Origin of the sequence: Arcobacter peruensis (genome assembly GCF_003711085.1) — a bacterium.
In the GTDB taxonomy this organism is placed as follows: Bacteria; Campylobacterota; Campylobacteria; order Campylobacterales; family Arcobacteraceae; genus Poseidonibacter; species Poseidonibacter parvus.
Map to the genome: position 1 here is coordinate 886372 of NZ_CP032363.1, position 16991 is coordinate 903362.

23 protein-coding genes are annotated in these 16991 nt (G+C 27.7%); 11 read left to right on the plus strand and 12 right to left on the minus strand.

Annotated elements, in window-relative coordinates:
• Positions 1-53: 53 nt before the first annotated feature.
• The 3 genes from D3Z07_RS04495 to D3Z07_RS04505 all read right to left on the minus strand — a co-directional run bounded on the left by D3Z07_RS04495 (position 54) and on the right by D3Z07_RS04505 (position 3357).
• A complete protein-coding gene (locus D3Z07_RS04495; protein ID WP_122893169.1) occupies positions 54-1565 on the minus strand; it encodes an alanine/glycine:cation symporter family protein in 1512 nt (503 codons plus the stop codon).
• 141 nt (positions 1566-1706) lie between these two features.
• The gene (locus D3Z07_RS04500) at positions 1707-2945 is read right to left on the minus strand and encodes an NAD(P)/FAD-dependent oxidoreductase (RefSeq protein ID WP_076085635.1); all 1239 of its coding nucleotides are present in this window, start codon (positions 2943-2945) and stop codon (positions 1707-1709) included.
• Between the two features lie 37 nt (positions 2946-2982).
• Positions 2983-3357: a RidA family protein gene (locus tag D3Z07_RS04505; protein ID WP_076085632.1), complete on the minus strand. Its 375-nt coding sequence runs from the start codon at positions 3355-3357 to the stop codon at positions 2983-2985.
• 184 nt (positions 3358-3541) lie between these two features.
• On the opposite strand from D3Z07_RS04505, the gene D3Z07_RS04510 reads away from it, so the two are divergent.
• Both D3Z07_RS04510 and D3Z07_RS04515 read left to right on the plus strand, forming a co-directional pair.
• Positions 3542-4189 carry a helix-turn-helix transcriptional regulator gene (locus tag D3Z07_RS04510; RefSeq protein ID WP_076085629.1) on the plus strand — a complete coding sequence of 216 codons (648 nt, stop codon included), beginning with the start codon at positions 3542-3544 and terminating at the stop codon, positions 4187-4189.
• Positions 4190-4331: 142 nt separating this feature from the next.
• Positions 4332-4745, plus strand: a complete 414-nt coding sequence (locus D3Z07_RS04515; protein ID WP_076085626.1) for a helix-turn-helix domain-containing protein — start codon at positions 4332-4334, stop codon at positions 4743-4745.
• A gap of 11 nt (positions 4746-4756) precedes the next feature.
• Here the strand turns inward: D3Z07_RS04515 and D3Z07_RS04520 are convergent, their stop codons facing one another.
• Together D3Z07_RS04520 and D3Z07_RS04525 are read right to left on the minus strand one after the other, a co-directional pair.
• On the minus strand, positions 4757-5353 hold the full coding sequence (locus tag D3Z07_RS04520; protein ID WP_076085623.1) for a pyridoxamine 5'-phosphate oxidase family protein: 597 nt from the start codon (positions 5351-5353) through the stop codon (positions 4757-4759).
• A gap of 1 nt (position 5354) precedes the next feature.
• Positions 5355-5939, minus strand: coding sequence for a DJ-1/PfpI family protein (locus tag D3Z07_RS04525; protein WP_122893170.1), 585 nt, complete (start codon positions 5937-5939; stop codon positions 5355-5357).
• An 89-nt stretch (positions 5940-6028) separates the two neighbouring features.
• Here D3Z07_RS04525 and pdxR point away from each other — a divergent pair, with 89 nt between their 5' ends.
• On the plus strand, positions 6029-7402 hold the full coding sequence (pdxR, locus tag D3Z07_RS04530) for a MocR-like pyridoxine biosynthesis transcription factor PdxR (protein WP_122893171.1): 1374 nt from the start codon (positions 6029-6031) through the stop codon (positions 7400-7402).
• A 16-nt stretch (positions 7403-7418) separates the two neighbouring features.
• Here the strand turns inward: pdxR and D3Z07_RS04535 are convergent, their stop codons facing one another.
• Positions 7419-7811, minus strand: a complete 393-nt coding sequence (locus D3Z07_RS04535; RefSeq protein WP_076085613.1) for a hypothetical protein — start codon at positions 7809-7811, stop codon at positions 7419-7421.
• A gap of 18 nt (positions 7812-7829) precedes the next feature.
• Positions 7830-8114 carry a putative quinol monooxygenase gene (locus D3Z07_RS04540; RefSeq protein WP_076085610.1) on the minus strand — a complete coding sequence of 95 codons (285 nt, stop codon included), beginning with the start codon at positions 8112-8114 and terminating at the stop codon, positions 7830-7832.
• A gap of 89 nt (positions 8115-8203) precedes the next feature.
• On the opposite strand from D3Z07_RS04540, the gene D3Z07_RS04545 reads away from it, so the two are divergent.
• Complete coding sequence (locus D3Z07_RS04545; protein ID WP_076085606.1) at positions 8204-9376, plus strand: class I SAM-dependent methyltransferase; 1173 nt, start codon at positions 8204-8206, stop codon at positions 9374-9376.
• An 86-nt stretch (positions 9377-9462) separates the two neighbouring features.
• On the opposite strand, the gene D3Z07_RS04550 is transcribed toward D3Z07_RS04545, so the two are convergent.
• On the minus strand, positions 9463-9930 hold the full coding sequence (locus D3Z07_RS04550) for a hypothetical protein (protein WP_164707195.1): 468 nt from the start codon (positions 9928-9930) through the stop codon (positions 9463-9465).
• A 57-nt stretch (positions 9931-9987) separates the two neighbouring features.
• Positions 9988-10335, minus strand: coding sequence for a rhodanese-like domain-containing protein (locus D3Z07_RS04555; protein WP_122893173.1), 348 nt, complete (start codon positions 10333-10335; stop codon positions 9988-9990).
• Positions 10336-10516: 181 nt separating this feature from the next.
• On the opposite strand from D3Z07_RS04555, the gene D3Z07_RS04560 reads away from it, so the two are divergent.
• A complete protein-coding gene (locus tag D3Z07_RS04560; RefSeq protein ID WP_122893174.1) occupies positions 10517-11680 on the plus strand; it encodes a zinc-binding metallopeptidase family protein in 1164 nt (387 codons plus the stop codon).
• A 44-nt stretch (positions 11681-11724) separates the two neighbouring features.
• Here the strand turns inward: D3Z07_RS04560 and D3Z07_RS04565 are convergent, their stop codons facing one another.
• Positions 11725-12318, minus strand: a complete 594-nt coding sequence (locus D3Z07_RS04565; protein WP_076085597.1) for a pseudouridine synthase — start codon at positions 12316-12318, stop codon at positions 11725-11727.
• Between the two features lie 183 nt (positions 12319-12501).
• Between D3Z07_RS04565 and D3Z07_RS04570 the strand changes: the two genes are divergently transcribed.
• From D3Z07_RS04570 to D3Z07_RS04590, 5 genes are all read left to right on the plus strand, one after another.
• Entirely contained in the window at positions 12502-12864 is a 363-nt protein-coding gene (locus D3Z07_RS04570) for a hypothetical protein (RefSeq protein WP_076083344.1), read from the plus strand.
• Positions 12865-12979: 115 nt separating this feature from the next.
• Positions 12980-13540 (plus strand): TetR/AcrR family transcriptional regulator, encoded by a 561-nt coding sequence (locus tag D3Z07_RS04575; protein ID WP_122893175.1) that lies wholly within the window; start codon positions 12980-12982, stop codon positions 13538-13540.
• A 27-nt stretch (positions 13541-13567) separates the two neighbouring features.
• Positions 13568-13867 (plus strand): carboxymuconolactone decarboxylase family protein, encoded by a 300-nt coding sequence (locus D3Z07_RS04580; protein WP_122893176.1) that lies wholly within the window; start codon positions 13568-13570, stop codon positions 13865-13867.
• Between the two features lie 48 nt (positions 13868-13915).
• A complete protein-coding gene (locus tag D3Z07_RS04585) occupies positions 13916-14362 on the plus strand; it encodes a spermidine synthase family protein (protein WP_122893177.1) in 447 nt (148 codons plus the stop codon).
• A gap of 122 nt (positions 14363-14484) precedes the next feature.
• On the plus strand, positions 14485-15132 hold the full coding sequence (locus D3Z07_RS04590; protein WP_122893178.1) for a peroxiredoxin-like family protein: 648 nt from the start codon (positions 14485-14487) through the stop codon (positions 15130-15132).
• A gap of 91 nt (positions 15133-15223) precedes the next feature.
• On the opposite strand, the gene D3Z07_RS04595 is transcribed toward D3Z07_RS04590, so the two are convergent.
• Positions 15224-16120, minus strand: a complete 897-nt coding sequence (locus tag D3Z07_RS04595; RefSeq protein ID WP_122893179.1) for a dienelactone hydrolase family protein — start codon at positions 16118-16120, stop codon at positions 15224-15226.
• Between the two features lie 198 nt (positions 16121-16318).
• Complete coding sequence (locus D3Z07_RS04600) at positions 16319-16498, minus strand: hypothetical protein (RefSeq protein ID WP_122893180.1); 180 nt, start codon at positions 16496-16498, stop codon at positions 16319-16321.
• 141 nt (positions 16499-16639) lie between these two features.
• Here D3Z07_RS04600 and D3Z07_RS04605 point away from each other — a divergent pair, with 141 nt between their 5' ends.
• Positions 16640-16984, plus strand: coding sequence for a hypothetical protein (locus D3Z07_RS04605; protein ID WP_076085576.1), 345 nt, complete (start codon positions 16640-16642; stop codon positions 16982-16984).
• Positions 16985-16991 lie beyond the last annotated feature (7 nt).

Genomic DNA, 16991 nt, shown 5'->3' on the forward strand with positions numbered 1-16991 from the left:
TTTAATAAGTATAAATAGCTTCACTTATAAAAAGGAAGCTACCATTTATACTTTTATCTATATTTTTTAATTTCTCCAGATTCAATTCTTGAAAGGTAAGATTTAAGTTCTTCTTTAACAATTGGCATTAGGTAATATAACCCAATAATATTAAATATAGACATTGCAAACATTGCAGCATCAGAGAAGTCTATAACTGCACCAAAACTTATACTTGTACCAACAATTACAAATAAACAAAACATTCCTTTATAAACAAGTTCAGTTGTTTTACCTTCACCAAAAAGATAAGTCCATGCTTTTAGTCCATAATATGACCAGGATACCATTGTTGAAAAGGCAAACATAACTACTGCAAGTGCTAAAAGATATTCAAAAATAGATGCAGTTTCTGTAAATGCAGCAGCAGTTAATGCAACACCAGTTAATTCACCTGTATTCATTCCTGAAATAGTAATAACTAAAGCTGTCATTGTACAAATTAATACAGTATCAATAAACGGTTCAAGTAAAGAAACAAAACCTTCTGTTATTGGTTCTTTAGTTTTTACAGCCGAATGCGCAATTGCAGCTGATCCAACACCTGCTTCATTTGAGAAAGTTGCTCTTTTTAGTCCTTGTATTAATGCTCCAATAAAACCACCAGCAACACCAGCACCAGTAAATGCTCCTACAAAGATTTGTTCAAAAGCACCGCCTATTTGATCATAATGAGAGATTAAAACAATAAGTGCCATACCAATGTATAAAGCTGCCATAAAAGGAACTAATTTTGAAGTAACAGAACCAATTGAAGGCATACCACCTATGATAACTCCTGCAACAAGTACAGCAAAAACAATACCTGTAACCCAACCATAACCAGGAGCAATTCCAAATGTTTGAACAATCATTGCATTAGCTTGATTTCCTTGAAACATATTTCCTGCACCAAGTGCTGCGAATATTGTCATAATTGCAAAACCAACAGCTAAAAATTTACCAGTTTTTGCATTACCTTTTTCTTTAAATGCTTTTGATAGGTAGTACATTGGACCACCAGATACTGTACCATCAGCATTCTCATTTCTATACTTTACACCTAGTGTACACTCCGTAAACTTTGAAGCCATTCCGAATAAACCACAAACAATCATCCAAAAAGTAGCTCCTGGTCCACCAATTGCTAAAGCAACACCAACTCCTGCAATATTTCCAAGACCAACTGTACCTGATAAAGCAGTAGTAAGTGCTTGGAAATGTGAAACCTCACCAGGTACTTTAGATTTAGGATCAGAATATTTACCTGATACTATGTCTAAAGATAATTTAAATTTTCTTAATTGTATAAAACCAAAATAAAAAGTAAAAACTATTGCAGCAACAAATAACCAACCAACAATAAGGGGGAAAGTTACTCCATCTTCTATTTTTACACCATAAAAAATTGCACTTGCAAACCAACCAAAATATGTAGTAAAAAATTGATCGATTTTCTGATCAATCCCTACAATTTCCTCTGCAAAACTTAGACTTGGTATACACATCATTGCCATATAAAATAGCACATTCTTAAACTTGTTCATGATATCTCCTTTTATTTTATATAATGTAATAAGACATTACATTATTAATTTTTTGTTACGTAACTATCTAATTATTAATTAATTGATTTAGTAAATAAGCTTTTTTTAACTAAAGAAAGAGAAAAACTCTTTCTTTAAAATCTATCCTTGAAAAAATGATGAAAACAATAAAATATCCGCATTAGTTTCATTTTTCTTATCAATAGTAATAACATCATTGATAATTTTTCCAATTGAAGGGGCAAATGTAATTCCTAACCATCCTAAACCAGTTGCATGAACTAAGTTTTTATAGTTTTCATCAAATCCTAAAATTGGAATATCATTTGGAGTAAGTGGTCTAAATCCTGACCATTCAACAACATCTCTTCTTTCAAATTCATTTGTATATTGAGCTAAGTTTTTATTCATACTATCAATTTGTTTTTTTACAATTGATGGATCTGTAGTTCCAAGTTCTAATTTTGAAGTCATTCTTAGTGTTTCTTTTCTTGGAGTCATTGCAATAAATAGATCTGCAAATAATGATGTAGTTTTAGGCATTAATTCTTCATTCATTTTAAATGTAAGACTATAACCTTTTGCAGGTGTCATCATAAATTTGTTTTTAGCTTGTCGTGCAAGTTTATCATCAGCTCCAGTTGAAAGAATAAATGTTTCAGCTTCATAAACACCTTTAGAAGTTCTTATTTTACTAACTTTTGAACCTTCAAACTCTAATCTATCTACTTCTTCATTTAAAAGAAACTCAACGCCTTTTGCTTCTAAATATTTTTTTAATTCAAGCATCATTTCACCTGGATCAATGTGACCATTTTCTTTTAATAAAATAGAACCTATTACCTTATCATTTAAAATTGGCATATACTCTTTAGTTTTTTCTTTAGAAAGAATTTCATAAGCATCTGGGTCTGTACAATGAGCAGCTTTTGCATCAAATGTTTGTTGCTCTGTATAAATCATTAGTAATCCATCTTTTCTAAAGTGAAAATCCATTCCTTCATCTTCAACCATAGCTTCATACATATCTAAACTAATTTGCCCATATCTTTCAAATAATGCTAATGTTCTTCTTAATCTAGCTTCAGTTGAACTTGCAGCAAACTTTAAAAGCCATTTATATAAATGTAAATTAAATGTAGGATGAACACTTGCAGGTGATTCTCCTTTTAGCATTAATTTAATAGTATCAGTAATAGCTCCTGGAGCACTTAATGGAGCTTTTTTAAATGCTGACAATAATCCTGCATTACCAAAAGATGTACCATTTGTAATATCATTTTTTTCAATTACAGTTACACTTCTACCACTTTTTTGTAAACAATATGCACTCATAAGTCCAATACAACCACCACCTACAATAATCACATCTTTTTTCATTTTATTTCTCCATTAATTTTATAATAAATTTTATTTCTTATTTTTTAGCAATTGCTTCAATTTCAATCAAAGCATCTTTTGGCAATCTTGCAACTTCATATGTTGCACGTGCTGGATAAGGCACAGTAAAATACTCTCCATAAATTTCATTAACAGTTACAAAATCTTCAAGATCTTTTAATAGTATAGTAGTTTTTGAAATATCTTTCATTTCTAATCCAGCTTCTTCTAAAATATATTTGATATTTTCCATTGATTGTCTTGCTTGTGATGCAATGTCATCTCCTGCAAATTCTCCTGTATTTTCATCAATTGGTAATTGTCCAGATACAAAGATAAAACCATCTTTGTCCACAGCTTGCGAATATGGTCCGATTGCACTTGGTGCTTTTGTTGAGTTAATAGCTTTCATTTTATTCCTTTTTTATGATAATTTATTTTCATTAAAAGTATTATATAATAAATTTTTATCATTTTTACACTTTTATTGTATATTTTTAATACAAATTTATTATTGTAATAATTTTTTATCATTTTTTTGACAATAATTTATTATTCTTCTATAATAACTCTTCATAAAATATCTAAGGCTTTTTTTGAATAAATATATTAATAAATACATATCAATTGCGGATTTTTTAGCAGAAGTTCTAGGCTCAAACACGGAAGTGATACTTCATGATTTAACTGATTATCAAAAGTCAATTGTTTATATAGTAAATGGACATATAAGTGGTAGAAAAATTGGAGATTCAATTACAGATTTAATGTTAGAATTTATTCTTAGCGAATCAAAAGGAAATAAACAGTTTATTTGTAATTATAATTCAAAAAATATTGAAGGTAAACTTTTATACTCTTCTACATACTTTATTAGAGATGATTCAAATAAAATTGTTGGAGCATTAGGTTTAAACTCAGATTATCAAGAAGTAAAAAACTCTTTATCTTTTTTAACTTCTTTATTACCTAATTATGTTGATGATAAATTATCATCATTAAATATCATCAAAGAAAATCTAAGCTCAGATGGACAAGAGTTAACACTTAATAAAATTGATACAATTATTGACCAATTTAATGTAACTCCTACAAGAATGACTCCTAAAGAAAAAACAGAAGTAATGAAAGCACTTGAAGAGTGTGGAATTTTTAATATAAGAGGTTCTGTTCAAGAAGTGGCAAATAAACTTGCTATGTCAGAGCCATCTATTTATAGATATATTAAAAAAATTAGAACTTAATCAATAATTTTAACAATGTTATTCTTCGGAAGCATATAAAAAGTTATAAAATTATTATTATGATAACTATCTATTTTATAGGACTTATATTAGTTATTAAATAAATTTAATGTATAATCTCTTTAAAGTTAAAGGAGATTATATGAGGACAATAACTTTTAAATTATCAGAACAATTAGAAAATGAATTATCTTATAAACTCAAAAGAAGAAATTTAACCGACTCAGAATATATTTTAGATTTAATAGAATATGATTTATTAAGAATAGATTTAGGAGAAGGTTTTAATTATAATAAACAATTAAATAAACTATATGATAAAGAAAACAAAGAAGTTCTCTTAACAAGAATTGGAAAAGAACTTTTACGTAACCTTATCCAAGCTAATGGCGAAATCGTTTCTGTTGAAAAACTAATGGAAGTATCTTGGAAAAAAGATAATGTTTCTATTTATACATTTAGAAATATGATTAAAAAAATAAGAGATCAAACTTATTATGGAATAATAAAAAATCGTTCCAATCTTGGATATGCAGCAAATATTCAAACTAAATAAATATAAAGGAGTTATTTTCTAAACTCCTCTAATATTTTTAAAGTAGCTAAATCTTCTTTTCTTCCTCTTTGTTTTAAATGTTCACTTACTCTTTTAAACCTTTGTTCATTGAAGTTTTGTCCTAAGTAAAACTTTGCACTAATTTCTTTATTTATTAATCTATAAACACCTGTAGCATTTATAATTTTTTCATACATCTCATCATCTAAAGTTTTATATCCACCCTCTTTTTGATATTTTTCCATTAATGCAGATAACGCTGACTTTTTTAGTTCATAATCTTCAACTATTTCAATAATTCCATCAATTATTACAGATTTATACATGTGAGTTGCAGGTGATGCATTTTCATCTGCTGTACTAAAGTAAGAAGGTAGAAAAGATATATTTTCAACAACTGAGAAACTAGCATTAGAATTTTCTTTTATCATATCTATTTTCTTTCCCTTCTTAGTACCATGAAAATAAATATCATTTTTGAACTGTACAAAATTTAAAGGTAAAGAATATGGTTTATTTTCAAAACATAAAGCAAGTGTTCCAAACTCTACTTTTTCCAAAACACCATTTATTAAAATCTTGTCTTTTATTTCATGTATTTTTTTCATCTTAATTATTCTTTGTCCAATCAAATTGCATTTGTTTTGCTGTTTTAAGAGCTAAATCATTACTATGAAGTTTAGAAACTAAATGTAAACTCATATCAATACCAGCTGATATGCCTGCTGAACTTACTATATTTCCTTCATCTACCCACCTAACATTTTTTATAACATCTAAATGGGGATAATCATTTTTTAAGTCTTCTATATCTTCCCAATGAGTAGTTACTTTATGATTTATTACTACTTTTGCTTGAGCTAATAAAAATGCACCTGTACAAACAGAAGCTATTAGTTTAGTACTTTTAGCTTGATTAGTAATCCAAGTAATTACATTTTGTTTTTTTACTTCTTTTGTATGTACTCCACCAACAACAATTAAAACATCTAAAATTGGATGATTAGTAAAAGTATATTTTGAATTTACTTCATACCCTCCTCTTGCAATTATCGTAGTTTTATTTTCACTTATTAGAAAAACATTAAACTTTTCACTTTCTTTTAAAAACCTTGAAGCTACAGAAAACACTTCAAAAGGTCCAGAAAAATCTAATACCTCTGCATCATCATAAATATAAATTCCAATATTCATTAAACCTTCCTTTTATTTTTTTTGTGTAGTATATCATTAAAGTGTACTTATTGTAAGTGCCAAATAATAAAAAAATATTAAGGACAGTTTTGTATATACTTAATCCTAAAATTAAAAAACCTCTTCATATTCAACTTTTTGAAGAACTAAAAAAAGATATCATCTCAAACTATACGATTGATCAAAAGTTACCTTCAATAAGAAAAATATCTAGTTCTTACAATATTAGTAAAAACACCGTTGAAACTGCTTACTCTCAATTAATAGTAGAAGGATTTATAAATAGTAGACCAAAAAGTGGATATTACGTAATAAATACAAATACAAGTAACTTTAAAATTTCTAAACAAATAAATGATAAAAATATAGAAGTAAATATAATTAAATATGATTTTGCACCAGCAAAATTAGAAAAAGACTCTTTTCCTTTAAAAACATGGAAAAGAGTTTTTAATAAAGTAATAGATAATCAAATTAATTTAGGAGAATATACAAATAATCAAGGTGAATTAGGATTAAGAGTACAAATTGCAAAATATTTAAACCATTCAAGAGCAGTCAAGTGTAATGAGAATCAAATTATATTAGGAAATGGATTTGCAGACTGTATGTCCTTATTGGCAATGATATTAAAAGAAGATTTTGACACTTTAGCAATAGAAGAACCAGGTTATCATGTTGCAAGAAAAGTTTTTGAAAACCATTCTTATAATATAAATAGAATAAATATAAATAAAGATGGAATTGATATTAAGCAGCTAGAAAATTCAAAAGCAAAGCTTGTATATATAACACCTTCTCATCAATATCCAACAGGAGTTAGTATACCTATATCAAATAGGTTTAAAATTCTTGATTGGGCAAAAAGAAAGAATGCTTTTATAATTGAAGATGATTATGACAGTGAATTAACATATCAAAATAGACCAATACCTTCACTTCAAGGTTTAGATGAAGAAGAACGTGTTATTTATATTGGTACATTCTCAAAAGCACTCTCACCTAGTCTTCGTGTTAGTTATTTAGTTTTACCAAATACTTTACTTGATAAATTTAAAAAAGACTTTTCATATCATGGAGCAAGAGTGTGTTTGACTACACAAAAAGTACTTGAAGAGTTTATAAAAAAAGGACATTGGGATAAGCATTTACGTAAAATTAGAACATTAAATAAAAAGAAACATAATTTAATGTTTAAACTATTAAAAGAAAAACTAAAAAATACAATAAAAATAGAATCACAAGGTGGAGGTCTTGCAATACTCATAAACCCAAGTGTTCCTCTTAATTGGGATAAGTTAATAAAATTATCAAAAGAAGAATCACTAAAACTTTACTTTGCAAAAACAAGAAGTGGAGATAATTGGCAAGCAATAATGATGGGCTTTGGGGGTCTTCAAGAAAATGAAATAGAAGATGCAATTGATATTTTTTCACAAATATGGTTCAAAAGTATTATTTAACTTTTGAACTTTAAATCTATTTTAACTCTTTACTTAAAGTTCTGATATCATTATCAAAAAGCAGTATTTCAGTTTTTGTAGTATTTTTAAAAAGAACTAAATATGTATCTATTCCTTGGTTTTTTTCTGTAAACCAGTATTCATCAAAAGGAATTATTGTCTTTTTTTGAATTTCATTTGTATTTTCATCTACTTCAAAAACTTTGATAGTTTTTTTATCTTCTATTACAAAGTATTTTCTTTCATTTGCATTTTTAATTTTATAAAGTTTATTTATACTTATATTTGTAAAGTGTTTATTTTTAATCTCTTCACTTATAGCTTCTCTTCCTGGAAAAAAAGTAATGTATCCCATTATTAAAACTATTATTAGAACTAAAGCATTTATAATTCTACGTTGTTTTTTCATTAGTGTAATCCTTAATTTTTATAAAACTTCAAGTTCAAATGGCTCTATATGAGCATTATATTGTTGGAAGTTGTTTATAAAATGTAAATAGTGTTCACTTTCATAATGTGCATTTAAAGCTTCTTCATTTTCCCATGAATCAATAACAATAAATTCTACTGGATTGTTTTTTGTTTGAAAGACTTCATACATTAAACATCCTTCTTCTTTTTTACTACCTTCAATTGTTGTTTTTAATAGTGCTTTTAATTCATTAATACAATCTTTTTTTGCTAAAAATATTATTTGTCTTGTTATTGACATTATCATTGCCTTTTTATATATTTGTTTCGTATTTTAATTAAACTTCACTTGTGTTTTGATATCATACAAAAAATAGGAGTTTTAAAGTTTTGGAAAATATATCTGAATTAGTAAAAAAAGTAATAAACGAAGAAAGTATAATATCTGCAAGTTTTTCTGGAATAAGAAATAAAGCTTCAAAAACTTTTAATAAAGTGACAATAAAAAAAGTAATCATAAAAAATGAAGAAAAATATCAATTTGAATACTTCTATGATAAAAATGTAGAACATAAAAATCTAAATAATAATGAAACAATAGAAGAAATGACAAAGCTTCTTGAAACATATTTCAAACAAGCACTTATTAATACAATTAAATCTGATTATCATGTTTTAATAAATAAAAAAGGTAAGTTAAATATCAATCAAAAAAAACCTACAAAAAAGTTTGAAGAAGCCTCTCATAATAGAAAGAAAAAATATATTCTAAATGAAGGCGAGTTAACACCTTTTTTAATTGAACTTGGAATTATGACAAAAGAAGGGAAAATTGTAAACTCAAAATATGATAAGTTTAAGCAAATAAATAGATATTTAGAGCTTGTTTCTGATTGTATTCCTTATTTAGATAAAAATAAAACTATTAGAATCATTGATTTTGGTTGTGGAAAAGCATATTTAACTTTTGCACTTTATGATTATTTAGTACTAAAAATGGGTTACAATGTAGAAATTGTAGGACTTGACTTAAAAGAAAATGTTATTGAATTTTGTTCAAACTTAGCTAAAAAACTTAGCTTTGATGATTTAAGATTTGAGCAAGGTGATATTAAAGGATTTAATCAATTTTCAAATGTTGATATGGTTATTTCACTTCATGCATGTAATACAGCAACAGATGAAGCCTTGGCAAAAGCAGTAAATTGGGGTTCTAAAGTAATACTTGCAGTTCCTTGTTGTCAACATGAATTCTTAAAGAAAATCAAAAATCAAAAGATGAATCCAATGATGAAATTTGGAATTATAAAAGAAAAATTAGCTTCACTTTTAACAGATAGTGTAAGAGCGAATGTATTAGAAATCATGGGTTATCGTACGCAAGTTTTAGAATTTGTAGATATGGAACACACACCTAAAAATATTATGATAAGAGCTTTTTTTGAAGATACACAAAATATACAAAAAGTAGTAAATGAATACAAAGAGTTTAAAAATCAGTGGCAAATCTCGCCATATATAGAAGAAGCCTTTGGAGAAAGTCTAACAAATAAACTAGATTAAAAATAATCTAGTTTTTAAATCAAGAACTTGAAGTCCAAATTTCAAGAACTAAGTAGATTGTTTTATTAGTACATTTGCTAGATTTGTTAATACCTTTTTCTTTTTTCAATCGTTTGTCTAACATCCTTAACAACTTTGAAACCAAAAATATTCTCTTTATAAAATACAAAAACAATATTTTTTGGTCTTATATTATTCCAAATTCTTTTTGGTACAAAATATTCAAATTTTTCTTTGTCATTAATATTAAGTTCTAGAAGATAAGCATAAACTCCAGTTGATCTTGATGTACTCATTCTGATTTTATTAAGAACAGGTGCTTCCAAATACTCTTCTTTACTAGTTTGGGGAAATAACATTATCATACAAAATATACTAGTTATTAAATAAGTCATAAAGTATATACCAATATATTCCAAACGCTTACCTTTTCTAGTAATCATAAAGGCAAAGGCAAAAATTACACCAAAAGCAGCTATACAAAATAAGTAAAGAGACATTCCTCCTAGAATTTCATAATATATATCCATAAGAAGATATACTGTAACACACATTGGAAAAATCCACATTTCTTTAATTGTAAAAATAATATCTTCCTTAGTAATAAATGTTTAAAATTTTCTCAGAGCATGCCATGAACCTGCATTATGAACATTTTTAAATCCTTTTGAAATAAAAACACGTTTTGCTATTGCACTTCTACTTCCACTTGCGCAACAAAGAATTATAGGTTTATTTTTATCAACTTGCGATATTTTTTCATTAATCGAAGTTATGGGTATATTTATACTTCCTTTTTTATTTGCTATTGCAAATTCATCTACACTTCTTACATCAATAATCAAAGCACCCTCTTTTAGTAAAGATGGAACTAGTTTTAAGACCTTGTACTGAGCGTATTTTTTATAAGCAATAAAAGCTACAAATACTAAAAGTATATAAATTAAAGTATTATCCATAATTGTCCTTGTTTAAAATGCCACAATTTACTGTACATTAAATAAATTTTTACTTAACAATAGAGTATACAAAAGTAATCAGCTGTATACTTTTAATCCTTTTAAAAGCTTCTATATGCAATAGTTGCGTTTTTTATATCAAAAATATAAAGCAAATCCATATAATAAGTAGAGTATCTAAATGAAAACATTTAAATGTAATTGTGAAAATCAACAAATACTATTTTTTGAAAGCCAATCTTGTGTTGCATGTGAAAGAGTTGTAGGAGTTGATGACACTTTTAATAAAGTTGAACCTTATGATTTTGATGAAGAAAGCGGTTATTACTATAAAGCATCACAATCAAAAGAGCCTTATCAAAAATGTGATAATCACAAGACATATCAAGCTTGTAATGGTATGGTAAATATGGATACTTTTGAGCCAGTACCTGATAAAGACGAAGTATTATGCTTTGCTTGTCGTTTCAATGAAACTATTCCTGATTTAACTATTGTTAAACATATTCCTTTATGGAAAAAAATGGAAGTTGCAAAACGTCGTGCTATTTATACTTTAAAAGAATTAAACCTTCCATTAGAAAATATTGTTCAAAATGAAGAAAGTGGTTTGAGTTTTGATTTTATAACTGATAGAGATGTAGAAGATCACTTTGTAAGCAAGTTAGAAGACCAAGAAACTGTTTTTACAGGTCATGATAATGGTCATATTACTATTAATTTAGCTGAAGCAGATGAAGTAGCTAGATCACATACAAAAGTTGCTATGAGTGAAAAATATCGTACATTACTTGGTCATTTTAGACATGAACTAGGACACTACTACTTTAATAAACTAATTCTAATTTCTGAAGAAAAACATGAATTATGTAAGAAATATTTTGGAGATGATGAAGAAGATTACTCAAAAGCACTTAAAAAATATTATAAAAATGGTGCACCAAAAGATTGGGATAAAGATTTTATAAGTGAATATGCAACAATGCATCCTTATGAAGATTGGGCAGAGACGTGGGCACATTATATGCATATAATGGATACATTAGAAACTGCAAAAAACTTTAATATTACTGGTTCAACAACAGGAAGAATGGATATAAAAGAACATGTTGGAAATTTAAATTTACCACAAGATTCATATTTCTTTTCTTCTCAAACATCAATAGATACAATTTTAGATACATGGATGGATTTTGCAATTATTCTTAATTCATTAAATCGTAGTATGGGGATGAATGATGCTTACCCATTTGTTTTAACTCAAGCTGTAAGAACAAAACTTTCATTTATTCATCATGCAATTCATGATAGTTTAGATTATATGCCTGATGTAACTGAAGAATAAAAAGTTTTAATTTATCTTTAGACATCCGTCTATATCTGAAACTGTCACTCAATTACATCATTAAAATTTGCTAGTGCAACAACATCACCAGCATTCATCTCATCAATGTGAATATCGCCAATTCTAACTCTAACTAGTCTTAAAGTAGGAAAACCAACAGCTGCTGTCATTTTTCTTATTTGGCGCTTTTTACCTTCACATAAAGTAATAGAAATCCAACTTGTAGGTCCATGTCTTTGGTCACGAATATTACGTCCACGATTGGGCAGTTTAGGTTCAATATCAAGAGTAAATGCTTTACAAGGTAGTGTTTGATATTTACTTGAGTTAACTGTAATTTCAACACCATTTTGAAGCTTAGTCATTGCATCTTCGGTAATATCTCCATCAACTTGTACATAATACTCTTTTTCTATACCTTTGTCTCTTATTTTATAACTCATCATACCATCAGTTGTAAGTAACAATAATCCTTCTGAGTCATGATCTAAACGACCAATAGCCATAGTCTTATCAGGGAAATTAAATAAGTCACCTAATAGTTTTTTCTTTCTTTTAGCTTCTTGTACAAACTGACTTAAAAAACCATGTGGTTTGAATATTTTGAAGTGTTGATGATTGTCATTAGCGTTTAACATTAGATGTGTCCTTTTAACTTTTACATACCTTACTACCATTTTATGATACTAGAGTTAATATATTGTTTAAATCTCACTACACAAACAATAAACGAACTCTTTACGCAAGATACACATAAAAAATCTATAATACACTTATCAAACAAACGAAAATAAAAAATTAATATTTAAAAGGATTTTAAAATGAAAAAATTATCAACAACTATTATAGGATTAAGTTTATTAGCAGGAAGTGCATTATCAGCACAAGATACATTTGCAAGTTTTTACCCAGTTGAGAACGATGACACTCCAAGTTATCTTTCTTCAGTTCAAGATGATTCAAAAGCTTATCAAACTTTAGCAGTAGCAACTAGTGATAACAAAGTGTTTGCATCTTTTTATCCACTAGAAAATAGTGATACACCAGATTATTTAAGTTTTAACAATACACAAACATCAGCAGCAAGTACTAATATTTTAGCAGCATCTGCTATTAGTCATTGTACACTAGCTTCTTTCTATCCAGAAGAAGATACTGATACTAGACTTCATACTTCTTGTTAATAATTTAACAAGAAACCCCTCTCCTTAATTTAAGAAGCCGACAATTCTATTGTTGGCTTTTTTTACTTGACATTATAGAATTACTATTCTATAATGTATTTACAAAGGATATATAATGGCAAGACCTGTGGAATATGATTTAGAAAATGTACTTGATCGTGCAATGGAAATATTTTGGCAAAAAGGATATGAAGCAGTATCTATAGCAGAGTTGGTTTCACATACAGGATTAAATCGTGGAACTATGTACTCTTTATTTAAAGATAAAGAAGGTCTTTTTAAAGATGCATTAAATAATTATTATAAAAGACGAGCTTCAAATCAAGTTTCTATTTTAAAAGACAATCCTGGAAAAAAAGGTATTGAACTTTTTTTTAGGAATTTTGCCTTTAGTGAGAATTACAAAGGTTGTTTATTTTCTAATACAATGTGTGAAAAAGATTTTTTAGATACACAGGCATATGAAATTCCAGAAGAGTTTTTTAAAAAAATTCGTATGCAATTAGAGCTTAACCTTCAACAGGCAAAAGAAATGGATGAATTTAGTGCAGATGCAAGGGCAATGTCTCTAACTATTATAACAATGGTTCATGGTTTTCATGTACATGGTAAATATAATTCATCAAAAGAAGATGGTGAAATTATAATAAAAAATATTCTAAATATGATTAGATAATAAAAATTAAAAATAAAAGGATTAAAAATGACAGGTGAAGATTTAAAAGCAGTAAAAGCATTAAAAGAAATAAGTGAGGATTCATCTCTATCAAAAAGAGAAAAACATTTAGTAGGGTTAGCCGTTACATTAACATTAGGCTGTACTGTATGTTCAACTAGAAGGTTTACAGAAGCATTAGAAGATGATATTTCTAAAAAAGAATTAATAGATCTTTCAGATTTTGTTGCAATGACTAGTGCTGGTGTTATTTCAAGAACAGCCTTATCTAGCTGGGATGATAATAATGATGAAATCTGTACTGATGGAACTTGTAGCGTTAGCTAAAATCTAATAATTATAAATTATAAAATCAAATAAAAATTAAGGAAAATTATGAGTATATTTACGAAAATCACAACATTGTTAAGTGGTCTTCTTCTAATAAGATTTGTTTTATCAAAGTTTTTTGCTTGGCCAGTTTCAGTTCAAGCATTTATCGAAATGGCTAAGCCTATAGGAATAGACCCAACATTCTTTAGATTATTCACAGGAGTTATTATTATGATAGCTTGTTTAGGTTTTTTAATAAGTTTTTATCTACTAATAAGAAATAAAGTAAGAACTCAATCTAAAGAATTAATCTACACAGTGTTTTTTTATCTATATGGAATAGGTGCAATGATAGGTGCTTTACTAGCAGAGTTTATACTAAGAGATGAACCTAAATTACCTCTTGTTATTATCGCTCTTTTTATTGTGATAACATCAATTATAAACCTACTATACTTAAGAAAATATGATATTTTAAGCTCACTAAAAAGTTTATCAGAAAAGAAATAAACTAAGATAAATCCTATTTTTATAGGATTTTTCTAACTCTTTAACTTCCTTAATATCCTAATTAGTATTCTAGAAAAAAGAACATTAAATTAATTTTTTATTAAAAAACTCAAAGGAACAATATGAAAACATTGAAAGAACAAACAGATGAAAAAGTTGCAATGGGAAGAGAAGCAAATCCTGCTTTTATGAAAACAGTTGATGAAGTAGTAAACACTGCAAAAGAATTTAAAGAAGGTAAAAATGCAGTAAAAGTTAATACAAAAGCTCCAAACTTTGAATTACCAAATGCACAAAATAAAATCATTTCTTTAGAAAAACTACTAAAAGAAGGTCCTGTAGTTGTTACATTTTACCGTGGAAGCTGGTGTCCTTATTGTAATTTACAGTTAAAAGCGATGCAATCAAGATTAGCAGATATTCATGCACTTGGCGCACAACTCGTAGCTATCAGTCCTCAAATACCTGATAATTCACTAAGCATAGATGAGATATCAAAGATGAACTTTATTGTTCTATCAGACCAAAACGCAAGTGTAGCATCGAAATATGGTGTAGCATGGAAAGTACCTGAATTTTTAACAGACCATATGAAAATAGATAGAGGTCTTGACCTAGAATCAATCAATAATGGAAATGCAGACATATTACCTATTCCTGCTACGTATGTACTTGGAAAAGATGGAATTATTACATGGAGGCATGTAGATGTAGACTATAGAACAAGAGCTGAGCCTGAAGATATTATTGATGCTTTAAAAAAATTCTAATGCTTCATCATTTTTATTAGACAATACTTTAACTCTTAAATTATTTATAAGAGTTAAAGTCTTTATCTATTATGGGTCGAAAGAGTAAATATTAAGTTAATTTTTTATTAAAAAACTCAATTGTTCTTTCCCATGCAAGTTGAGCATTTGCTTTATCATATCGACCTGTTGAGTCATTATGAAAACCATGGTTAGCATTTTTATACATGTGCATTGTATATTCAACATTATTAGCTTTTAAGTCCTGCTCATATTCAGGCCATGTGGCATTAACTCTTTTATCTAATTCACCTAATTGAATCATAAGAGGTGCTTTAATATTTTTACGTAAGTTTGCACTTGCAGGTGTACCATAAAAAGGTACTCCAGCATTAATAAGCTTAGAATCAACAGCAGCTAAATAATTTACAATATAACCACCAAAACAAAAACCAACAGCGCCTAATTTACCATTACTATTAGAGTGCGATTTTAAAAAGTGTGCAGCTGCAACAAAATCATTTTGAATTTTTGCTCTATCCATTGTTTTTTGCATAGCACGACCTTCATCATCGTTCCCTGGATATCCACCTAAAGGATATAAAGCATCAGGAGCAAAAGCAATAAAACCAGCTTTAGCAAGTCGTCTTGCAACATCTTTGATATAAGGGTTTAAGCCACGATTTTCGTGTATTACTAATACTACGGGAGCTTTTCCATCTAAATTTTTTGGAACTACTAAATAACCCTTTCCTTTACCATGACCTTCAGGCGAATCAAACTCTTCATATGTTGCTTTTATACCTTCATCATTAAAAGATACTTGCTCTGCTAAAAGATAATTTGGTAATAAAGCAGAAGTTAATGTAGCCATAGTAAAACCAAGAGCAGTTAAGCCTCCAAGTTTTTTCATAAAAGTACGTCTATCTATTATGCCGTGTGCATATTCATCATACCAATCAAATGCTTCTTGAGGGATGTTATCATATTCTGTAGTATTATTTTTCATAGTTAATCCTTTATTTTTTAATAATTTATAGCTTATATTATAAGCTAATAAAAATAAAAAACAAAGTTAAAAACCGATAATTTTTATCTAAGTGTAACTTAGGATTGGAGTAAAGTTCATATTGTGTACATTAATTTTATTTCCTATTTATTCCCCATTTAAATTTATCTTTATACCATCCATCTATATTAGAAATAGTTACACTATTTGCTCTTCCAGAATAGGACCAGTTTTAGCATAAACATAGGGACTGCCAAGTTTTGATTTTGCTAAGGATATTAAAGCATCATTTGAATTAGTAGATGATTCTGCAGATAAATATTCAAACAAAGTAGATACAAGTGCTAATATAAAAAAGAAGGATTTTAATATTTTCATAATTTTATTGTTCCTCGTTCTTTTATTTCTTTATATAAAAGCAATTATATCACAATACATATTAGCTATATTTTCAGGCAAAGGATGGTATCGTACGCTTAATATCAATATCATTTAGAAAAATGATTGTAAGGAAAATAAATGAAAAGATCTATTGGAATGAAAAGTTCTCATGCTCTAACAAATCAAAGTGTCGATGATGAAATCACAAAAATATCAGCTGGTAACTTTGCTTTAGGATATGAAAGTAAAAGTGGTCTATTTGTAGTTCAAAACTTTGGTCGTTCTGATACAGATTTAAATCAAGAAGTTAAAAACTGGATTGGTAAATATAAAAGATTTAAATTCTTCTATGCCTCAAGTCCTAAAAGTGCTTTTGTAAAAGAGTGCAAAAATTATCACGCTTTTGATAAAAAGAAACTAGACAATAAAACGCATCCCAAAAAACCTGAAGATGCAGATTATGATTGTCCTTATTGTAACTAAGGGAAAA

Bases quoted from the DNA above. Each gene is read 5' to 3' on its own strand.
- D3Z07_RS04495 (WP_122893169.1), bottom strand. From the start codon at position 1,565: ATGAACAAGTTTAAGAATGTGCTATTTTATATGGCAATGATGTGTATA.
- D3Z07_RS04500 (WP_076085635.1), bottom strand. From the start codon at position 2,945: ATGAAAAAAGATGTGATTATTGTAGGTGGTGGTTGTATTGGACTTATG.
- D3Z07_RS04505 (WP_076085632.1), bottom strand. From the start codon at position 3,357: ATGAAAGCTATTAACTCAACAAAAGCACCAAGTGCAATCGGACCATAT.
- D3Z07_RS04515 (WP_076085626.1), top strand. From the start codon at position 4,332: ATGAGGACAATAACTTTTAAATTATCAGAACAATTAGAAAATGAATTA.
- D3Z07_RS04520 (WP_076085623.1), bottom strand. From the start codon at position 5,353: ATGAAAAAAATACATGAAATAAAAGACAAGATTTTAATAAATGGTGTT.
- D3Z07_RS04525 (WP_122893170.1), bottom strand. From the start codon at position 5,939: ATGAATATTGGAATTTATATTTATGATGATGCAGAGGTATTAGATTTT.
- D3Z07_RS04535 (WP_076085613.1), bottom strand. From the start codon at position 7,811: ATGAAAAAACAACGTAGAATTATAAATGCTTTAGTTCTAATAATAGTT.
- D3Z07_RS04540 (WP_076085610.1), bottom strand. From the start codon at position 8,114: ATGTCAATAACAAGACAAATAATATTTTTAGCAAAAAAAGATTGTATT.
- D3Z07_RS04550 (WP_164707195.1), bottom strand. From the start codon at position 9,930: ATGTGTGTTACAGTATATCTTCTTATGGATATATATTATGAAATTCTA.
- D3Z07_RS04555 (WP_122893173.1), bottom strand. From the start codon at position 10,335: ATGGATAATACTTTAATTTATATACTTTTAGTATTTGTAGCTTTTATT.
- D3Z07_RS04560 (WP_122893174.1), top strand. From the start codon at position 10,517: ATGAAAACATTTAAATGTAATTGTGAAAATCAACAAATACTATTTTTT.
- D3Z07_RS04565 (WP_076085597.1), bottom strand. From the start codon at position 12,318: ATGTTAAACGCTAATGACAATCATCAACACTTCAAAATATTCAAACCA.
- D3Z07_RS04570 (WP_076083344.1), top strand. From the start codon at position 12,502: ATGAAAAAATTATCAACAACTATTATAGGATTAAGTTTATTAGCAGGA.
- D3Z07_RS04575 (WP_122893175.1), top strand. From the start codon at position 12,980: ATGGCAAGACCTGTGGAATATGATTTAGAAAATGTACTTGATCGTGCA.
- D3Z07_RS04580 (WP_122893176.1), top strand. From the start codon at position 13,568: ATGACAGGTGAAGATTTAAAAGCAGTAAAAGCATTAAAAGAAATAAGT.
- D3Z07_RS04585 (WP_122893177.1), top strand. From the start codon at position 13,916: ATGAGTATATTTACGAAAATCACAACATTGTTAAGTGGTCTTCTTCTA.
- D3Z07_RS04590 (WP_122893178.1), top strand. From the start codon at position 14,485: ATGAAAACATTGAAAGAACAAACAGATGAAAAAGTTGCAATGGGAAGA.
- D3Z07_RS04595 (WP_122893179.1), bottom strand. From the start codon at position 16,120: ATGAAAAATAATACTACAGAATATGATAACATCCCTCAAGAAGCATTT.
- D3Z07_RS04600 (WP_122893180.1), bottom strand. From the start codon at position 16,498: ATGAAAATATTAAAATCCTTCTTTTTTATATTAGCACTTGTATCTACT.
- D3Z07_RS04605 (WP_076085576.1), top strand. From the start codon at position 16,640: ATGAAAAGATCTATTGGAATGAAAAGTTCTCATGCTCTAACAAATCAA.